The organism is Sphingomonas lenta, assembly GCF_002288825.1.
Lineage (GTDB): Bacteria > Pseudomonadota > Alphaproteobacteria > Sphingomonadales > Sphingomonadaceae > Sphingomonas > Sphingomonas lenta.
The window spans coordinates 653,295-660,791 of sequence record NZ_NSLI01000001.1; the positions used below are offsets into that span (position 1 = coordinate 653,295).

Sequence of the window (7,497 nt, forward strand, 5' to 3'; positions counted from 1 at the left end):
CCAGCTCAACGCCGCGCCAGCGATAGGTGGGGCACTTGCCCGCTCGCCTCGAGCGCCGCGCCGCGGCCCGACAAGGACGGATTTGTCATGAAGTAGCGGTGCAGGTTAAACGGCCGCTCGCCCGGCTCGATGCGCGTGTACTTGCCTTCGGCGTCGAGGACCCAGCTCTGCTCGTTGTCGATGAGGTTCGCGACCATCACCTGGTCGAGCACCTGGTCGTGGACCGTCGGATTGGTGATCGGCAGCATGTACTCGACCCGCCGGTCGAAGTTGCGCGGCATCCAGTCAGCGGACGAGATGAACAGCGCGGCCGAGTCGTTGGGCAGCGGCTCGCCGTCGCCGAACGCCCAGATGCGGCTATGCTCCAGGAAGCGGCCGACGATCGACTTCACGCGGATGCGCTCCGACATGCCCTCCACGCCGGGTTTGAGGCAGCAGATGCCGCGGACGATCAGGTCGATCTCCACGCCCGCGCCGCTCGCCTCGTACAGCTTCTCGATCATCTCCGGGTCGACGAGCGAATTCATCTTGGCCCAGATCGACGCCGGGCGCCCGGCGCGGGCGTGGGCGATCTCGCGGTCGATCAGCTCGATGAGCTGCGGGCGCAGATCCCGCGGGCTGAGCGAGATGCAGTTGAGCGCCTGCGGCTCGACGTAACCGGTGATGTAGTTGAACATCTGCGCCGCGTCGTCGCCGAGCTTCGGGTCGGCGGTGAAGTAGCTCAGGTCCGTGTAGATGCGCGCGGTGATCGGGTGATAATTGCCCGTGCCGAAGTGGATATAGGTGCGGAACTCTTCGCCCTCGCGCCGAACGACCATCGAGACTTTGGCGTGCGTCTTCCAATCGATGAAGCCGTACACGACCTGCACGCCCGCACGCTCCAGCGCGGAGGCCCAGTATAGGTTCTGCTCCTCGTCGAAGCGCGCCTTGAGCTCCACGACGGCGGTGACCGACTTGCCGGCCTCCGCAGCGGCGATCAGCGCGGCGATGACGGCGGACTGCTTGCCCGCGCGGTAGAGCGTCTGCTTGATCGCGACGACGTCGGGGTCGGCCGCGGCCTGCTTCAGAAAGGCGATCACCACCTCGAACGTCTCGTATGGGTGGTGGACGACGATGTCCTTGGCCTTGATCGCCGCGAAGCAGTCGCCGCCATATTCGCGGATGCGCTCGGGGAAGCGCGGCGTGAAGCTCGGCCATTTCAGGTCGGGCCGGTCCTCGTCGGTCAGCGCGTCGAGGTCGGCCCAGCCGAGGAACGAGCCCGATTCGGTGACGATCGTGTCCTGCTCGCCCAGCTCGTCCCGGAGCACCTCGCTCAAGCCGTCGGCCATGCCCGTCTCCAGCTCGAGACGGATCACGCGGCCGCGGCGGCGGCGCTTGATGGCGGAGCGGAAATAGCGGACCAGGTCCTCCGCCTCCTCCTCGATCTCGATGTCGCTGTCGCGCAGCACGCGGAACTCGGCCGCGCCCTGCACCTCGTAGCCGGGGAAGAGCAGGTGCGAGAAGCGCTTCACGATCGACTCGATCGCGACGTAGCGGGCGGACTCGCCCGGCAGGCGGAGGAAGCGCTTCACCGTCGACGGGATCATGACGAGTTCGCGGATCGGCTCGCCGTCGGACAGGCGCTGGAGATCGAACATCACCGCCAGGCCCTTATTGGGCATGAACGGGAACGGGTGCGCGGGATCGAGCGCCTGGGGGGTCAGAATCGGGAAGATCTGGCGGCGGAAATGCTGTTCGAGCCAGCCGACCGACTCGTCGTCGATCTGGCGGCTGCCCAGCACGTGGATGTCCTGCTCCGCCAGCTCGGCGCGCAGGTCGCGCCACACCGTCTGCTGGTCGGCCATCAGCTTGTCGGCTTCGGCGGTGACGGCGGCGAGCTGCTGCGCGGGCGTCATGCCGTCGGCGGAGAGGCGGTCCACCTCCTGCGCCTGCTGGCCTTTGAGGCCCGCGACGCGGACCATGAAGAACTCGTCGAGGTTGTTGCCGGAGATGGACAGGAAGCGCAGCCGCTCGAGCAGCGGGTGGGCACGGTTGGTTGCCTCCTCCAGCACGCGGCGGTTGAAGGCGAGCCAGGACAGCTCGCGGTTGAAGTAGCGGCCGGCGGGCGCGGACGGGAACGGGTCGTCGTCGGCGTCGGTCAGGCGGCTCAGATGGGCGGGGCGGTTCATCGGTCCTCGGGCGTGGGCTGGCCCAGCAGGCCCGCCTCGGTCAGCGTGTCGCGTGCGAAGGGAATGGATAGGCCGCGCCGCCGTTCCATCGCGCGGGCGTCGAGCGCGTCGACCGCGCCCAGCACGGCCGCGTGGCTGCGCTCGATACGGGCGGCGATCCACTCCAAGAGGTCGGGGCGGGCGTCGAGGCCGCGGCGGGCGAGCTCGCGCTCCAGAAGCGCTCGGACGAGCGCGTCGTCGGGCGGGCCGATCTCGGCGACGGGGCTGGCGGCAACGCGCGAGCGCAGGTCGGGCAGTTCGATGCCCCAAGCGGGCGGAAGCTCCTCCACGACGAGCAGCAGCGGGCGGTTCGCGGCCTCGGCACGGTTCCAGGCGTGGAAGAGCGCGGTCTCGGGCTGGCGCTGCGCCCCGTCGATCACGACGCCGCCGCTGTTGCGCGCGAACAGGCGCGCGAGCAGGCTGCGGCCCGAACGGCGCGGGCCGACGAGCAGGCCCGTGCGCACCGGCCAGGACGCCCAGCGCTCCAGCACGCGCACGGCGCGTTCGTTGGACGGGCCGACCAGGAACGCGTCGTCGCTCGGGTCGGCGGGCCAGGCGAGCGGCAGCGCGAGTTGGCTCATCCTTCCGGAACGGCCTCCGCCGGGGCGGGCGCGGCGGGCTGGGCCGGCACTGCAGCGGGCGGCGGCGCGCCGCGGCGGATGCGGATCGACCCGCCGCCGCCCGTCACCTGATAGCCGCGCGCCTGAAGCCCGGCGATCAGCGCCCCCGGATCCCCGTCGTAGAGGACGCGCATCAGCGACACGCCGCCCAGCGCCAGGCTGGTCGTCGTCGCCGAGCGCACGCCCGGGACGCTGCGCACCGCCGCCTCCGTCGCGGCGAGCGCGCCGGCGTCGGGCGTCTCGAACTGCACGATGACCTGGCTGCTGACGCCACCGGGCGCGTCGGTCTCGACGGTGACCGATTCGACGATCGTTCCGCCCTCCGCGCCCGGTGTGGGCGTCGGCGTCGGGGTGGGCGGCGGCAAGAGCGTCGGATCGGCGCGGATAACGCCCGCGCGCAGCGCCTGCTGATAGAGCGCGTCCATGCGCTGCACGCCCGCGTCGAGCAGCGCCGGGATGCCGCGCTCGTTGGGCACGCGGAGCGAGAAGCCGCCGAGATAGGCGTTGTCGGGACCGTAGCGCGCCTGGAACACGCCCGTCACCGGCCCGCCCGGCCATAGCCGGTTGAGACGCACGACGGGGATCAGGATGTCGGACGCGCCGTACTGGTCGATGATCGTGCGCCACCAGGGCCGACCGCGCCGCCCGATCTGGCCGACGTTGAGCAGCAGCGGGTCCGCGCCCGTGCCGGCGGGACGGACATAGTCGATCGAGCTGTTGCCGGTGCGGAAACGCGCCCAAGCCTCCTGCCAAGGAGTGCGCGTTTCGAACACCTGGCCGGCTCCGCCCGAATATTGGACGGGGATGACGAGCATCGGCGCGGACTGCGCGGCGTAGGTCGCGATGCCGAGCAGCGAACCGACGCGCTGACGGTCGAACAACACGCCGAGGCGGGCGACGTAGCGCGTGGGGCCGATCTGCTCCTGCTCGACGACGATCGCCTTGACGAGCTGGTCGAGCGTGCCGTCGGACACGCCCGCGCCCGGCTGGCCGAGCTGGCGCGTCAGCTTCTCCCAGCCGCGGCGCTGCGCCAGCCGCCAGCCGCCCAGCCGCGCCGCCTCGGGCGTCTTGGCCGCGACGTCGACGGCGACGCCCGTCACCTCGAAATCGCCCGAGCTGTCGATGGGCGCCACGCCGCGGTCGCCGCCCTCGATCTGCGCCAGACCCACGCCGGCGCAGGCGAGGAGGATCGCGGCCGCGGCTACACGGGACGGCTTCAAACGCTTGACCGGGTGCATGATGGATCAGGCTTTTGGCCGACCGGGCGTGGAAATCCAAGCGGCTTATCGGTAGGCGGGCGGCCATGACGGGTTACACCTATGAACAGGCCGGCGTCTCCATCGCCGCGGGGAACGCGTTGGTGCGTGCGATCGCGCCGCTGGCGAGGAGCACCCGTCGGCCGGGCGCCGACGCGGAGCTGGGCGGGTTCGGCGGCTTCTTCGACCTGAAGGCGGCCGGGTTCGAGGACCCGCTGCTCGTCGCGGCGAACGACGGCGTCGGCACGAAGCTGAAGCTCGCGATCGAGTGGCATCGGCACGCGGGCGTCGGTATCGACCTGGTCGCGATGTGCGCCAACGACCTCGTCGTGCAGGGCGCGGAGCCGCTGTTCTTTCTCGATTACTACGCCACCGGCAAGCTCGACGCGGGCGTCACCGAGCAGGTGGTTGCCTCGATCGCGGAAGGGTGCAAGCTCGCCGGCTGCGCCTTGATCGGCGGCGAGACGGCGGAGATGCCGGGCATGTACGCCGACGGCGACTATGACCTGGCGGGCTTCTGCGTGGGCGCGGTCGAGCGGACGCAGGTGCTCACCGGCGAGCGGATCGGCGCGGGCGACGTGATCCTCGGGCTGGCGTCCTCGGGTGTGCACTCCAACGGCTACTCGCTCGTCCGCAGGCTCGCGGTCGACAAGGGCTGGAAGCTCGAGCGCCCCTCCCCGATCGATCAGGACCACCTGCTCATCGACCTGCTACTCGCGCCGACGCGCATCTATGTGCGGAGCCTTCTGCCGCTGGTGCGCGGGGGTCGGATCAAGGGGCTGGCGCACGTCACCGGCGGCGGGTTGCTGGAGAACATCCCGCGCGTGCTGCCGCGCGAGGCGCATGCGGTGGTCGACGCGGACGCGTGGGAGCAGCCGCGGCTGATGGCGTTCCTGCAGGCGCAGGGTGCGATCGAGCCGGAGGAGTTCGCGCGCACCTTCAACTGTGGCGTCGGAATGGCGGTGATGGTCGGCGAGGACGATGCGGACGCCGTGATGGGGGCGCTCACGGCCGCAGGCGAGACGGTGTTCCGCATCGGCCGCGTCGAAGCGGGATTGCGCGGCTGCACCGTGCGCGGATCGGCGGGCACCTGGAGCGCACGCGCGGACTGGACGGCCCGGCACGATGCGTGAGCCCAAGCGGGTCGGCGTCCTCATCTCCGGGCGCGGGTCCAACATGCGGGCGCTGGTCGAACGCGCGCAGGGCTACGAAGTCGTCGTGGTCGCCTCCGACAAGCCGGACGCTGCAGGCCTCGCTTGGGCGCGCGAGCGGGGCATCCCCACCTTCGCGCTCTCGCCCAAGGAGATCGGCAAGCCTGCTTACGAAGCCGCGCTCGACCGTGCGTTGCGCGAGTGCGAGGTCGAGCTGATCGCGCTCGCGGGTTACATGCGCCTGCTGTCGGACGAGTTCGTCGCGAACTGGCGCGGGCGGATCGTCAACATTCACCCGTCGCTGCTGCCCAAGTACAAGGGCCTCCACACGCACGCCCGCGCGATCGAAGCGGGCGACAGGCAAGCGGGCTGCTCCGTCCACCTCGTCACCGAGGAGCTCGACGGCGGCGAGGTGCTGGGCCGGACCGAAGTGCCGATCTTGCCTGAGGATACACCCGACACGCTCGCGGAGCGCGTGCTCGCGGCCGAGCATGAGCTGTACCCCCGCGTTCTTTCGGAGTTCGTTAGCAGATGACCGAACCGACCCAACAAGCCGCCCGCCGTCGCCGCTGGCTGAACACCACCGAGTTCGTGGCCGTCGCCGGCCTGATCATCGCCGCGCTGGGGCTGTGGAACACCTATTCGGACCGTCGGAACGCCGCCGAGGAGAAGAAGGCGGCAGCCAAGGCTCAAGCCGAGGCGGGTCGGCGTTTCGAGTTGCGAGGCGAGGTCGCGAAAGGAAACCGTGCGATCCTGCTGCTGCGCGACGAGCGGCACGTGTTGGGCGACGTGCGGGTGACGTTCCCCCCCGCGCTCGGCGTCGGGGCGAAGGACGCGGTGGATCACCAGATCCGGGCGGATTGGTTCGATGGTCCTCTGCTCAAGGCGACGGATGGCGGACCGGACGAGCGGGTCGGACGGCTGCCGGTACTCGTCACCTACTCGTATAGGACCGACGACGACCGGACCACGCGCACCGCCGTCTATGATTTGGTCTGGCGCACGCGCGGGCAGTTCCTGCAGGGGCGCGAGCTGGCGCTCACCGACTTTCGCCTGCGTGAGCCGGGCGGGAGCCAAGCCCGCATCGACACACTGTGGAAGGCGGAGCTGGCGCGCTAAAGGTCGCGCGCGTACACCACGTCGTCATACCAGGACCCGCCGACGTTGAACCGCCGCTCGCCCGCGAGCGCGAAGCCCTGACGCTCGTAGAAGTGCCGTGCGCGGTTGTTGGTGCCGAGCACGCCGAGCAGCATTCGCTTGCGTCCGAGCGCCCGCGCGTCGGCGATCGCGCGCTTCATCAACAGCGCGCCCAGGCCCGTGCCGTTGGCGACCGGCATCGTGTAGATGCGCCGAAGCTCGACGTCGTCCGGCCCGGTCGGGATCGGGAAGTCGGGTGGCGTCAGCACCGTGTAGCCGACGGGCGCCGCGCCGTTCGGGTGCTCGGCGATCGCGACGATGCTGTCCGAATCCGCGATCCAGGTCGCGAACTTCTCGACCGAGCTGTTGCGCGTGACATGGGCCACGATGTCGGGCCCGGCGAGCACGCCCGCGAATGCGTCGAGGAAACTGGCGGCCGCGACGAGCGACAGCGCGGGCTCGTCGCCCGGCTCCGCCCGCCGCAGCCGCCAATCCATCAACCGACGATCTCTTCGTCCTTGAAGAAGTACGCGATCTCGATCGCGGCGTTCTCGTCGGAGTCGGAGCCGTGCACCGAGTTCGCCTCGATCGACTCCGCCAGCTCCTTACGGATCGTGCCGGGTTCCGCGTTGGCGGGGTTGGTCGCGCCCATGACGTCGCGGTTGCGCTTCACCGCGTCCTCGCCCTCGAGCACCTGCACGACCACCGGGCCGGAGATCATGAAGGAGACCAGGTCGTTGAAGAAGGGCCGCTCGCGATGTACGGCGTAGAAGCCTTCGGCCTGCTCGCGCGTCATGCGGATGCGCTTGGAGGCCACGACTCGCAGCCCCGCCTCCTCCAGCATCTTGGTGACCGCGCCCGTCAGGTTGCGGCGCGTGGCGTCGGGCTTGATGATCGAGAAGGTACGGTTCGCGGCCATGATGGTCACGGGCTCCTATGGTCTTGGTTTAAAGGGTCGGCGCGGCCCTAAGCGTGGGGGCGTGGAAGCGCAAGCCAACACTCCCCTCTCCCGCTTTCGCGGGGGGGGGGGGGGGGGGGGGGGGAGCAGGCGGCGCGCCCCCCCCCCCCCCGCCGCCCGCCGGCGTCCTCCCCCCCGCGCGCTCCACCCCCCCCGCCCCGCCCGCCA

General features: G+C 70.5%; 8 protein-coding genes. 3 read left to right on the forward strand and 5 right to left on the reverse strand.

Annotation, left to right across the window (positions count from 1 at the left end):
* Nucleotides 1-5 precede the first annotated feature (5 nt).
* The 3 genes from CKY28_RS03135 to CKY28_RS03145 are packed head-to-tail and all read right to left on the reverse strand — an operon-like array spanning nt 6 to nt 4,065.
* On the reverse strand, nt 6-2,168 hold the full coding sequence (locus CKY28_RS03135) for an RNA degradosome polyphosphate kinase (protein ID WP_095996845.1): 2,163 nt from the start codon (nt 2,166-2,168) through the stop codon (nt 6-8).
* Complete coding sequence (locus tag CKY28_RS03140) at nt 2,165-2,788, reverse strand: HdaA/DnaA family protein (protein WP_095996846.1); 624 nt, start codon at nt 2,786-2,788, stop codon at nt 2,165-2,167. Before CKY28_RS03140 ends, CKY28_RS03135 begins: the two co-directional genes overlap by 4 nt.
* Nucleotides 2,785-4,065 (reverse strand): hypothetical protein, encoded by a 1,281-nt coding sequence (locus CKY28_RS03145; protein WP_095996847.1) that lies wholly within the window; start codon nt 4,063-4,065, stop codon nt 2,785-2,787. The genes CKY28_RS03140 and CKY28_RS03145 overlap by 4 nt, the downstream gene beginning before the upstream one ends.
* Before the next feature lie 65 nt (nt 4,066-4,130).
* Between CKY28_RS03145 and purM the strand changes: the two genes are divergently transcribed.
* The 3 genes from purM to CKY28_RS03160 are packed head-to-tail and all read left to right on the forward strand — an operon-like array spanning nt 4,131 to nt 6,353.
* On the forward strand, nt 4,131-5,216 hold the full coding sequence (gene purM, locus CKY28_RS03150; protein WP_095996848.1) for a phosphoribosylformylglycinamidine cyclo-ligase: 1,086 nt from the start codon (nt 4,131-4,133) through the stop codon (nt 5,214-5,216).
* Nucleotides 5,209-5,769, forward strand: a complete 561-nt coding sequence (gene purN / locus CKY28_RS03155; RefSeq protein ID WP_095996849.1) for a phosphoribosylglycinamide formyltransferase — start codon at nt 5,209-5,211, stop codon at nt 5,767-5,769. Before purM ends, purN begins: the two co-directional genes overlap by 8 nt.
* Entirely contained in the window at nt 5,766-6,353 is a 588-nt protein-coding gene (locus CKY28_RS03160; protein ID WP_095996850.1) for a hypothetical protein, read from the forward strand. The genes purN and CKY28_RS03160 overlap by 4 nt, the downstream gene beginning before the upstream one ends.
* Here CKY28_RS03160 and CKY28_RS03165 read toward each other — a convergent pair.
* A complete protein-coding gene (locus tag CKY28_RS03165) occupies nt 6,350-6,868 on the reverse strand; it encodes a GNAT family N-acetyltransferase (RefSeq protein ID WP_176472930.1) in 519 nt (172 codons plus the stop codon). The two genes, CKY28_RS03160 and CKY28_RS03165, sit on opposite strands and share 4 nt — an antisense overlap.
* Nucleotides 6,868-7,290, reverse strand: a complete 423-nt coding sequence (ndk, locus tag CKY28_RS03170; protein WP_095996919.1) for a nucleoside-diphosphate kinase — start codon at nt 7,288-7,290, stop codon at nt 6,868-6,870. Before ndk ends, CKY28_RS03165 begins: the two co-directional genes overlap by 1 nt.
* Nucleotides 7,291-7,497: the final 207 nt, after the last annotated feature.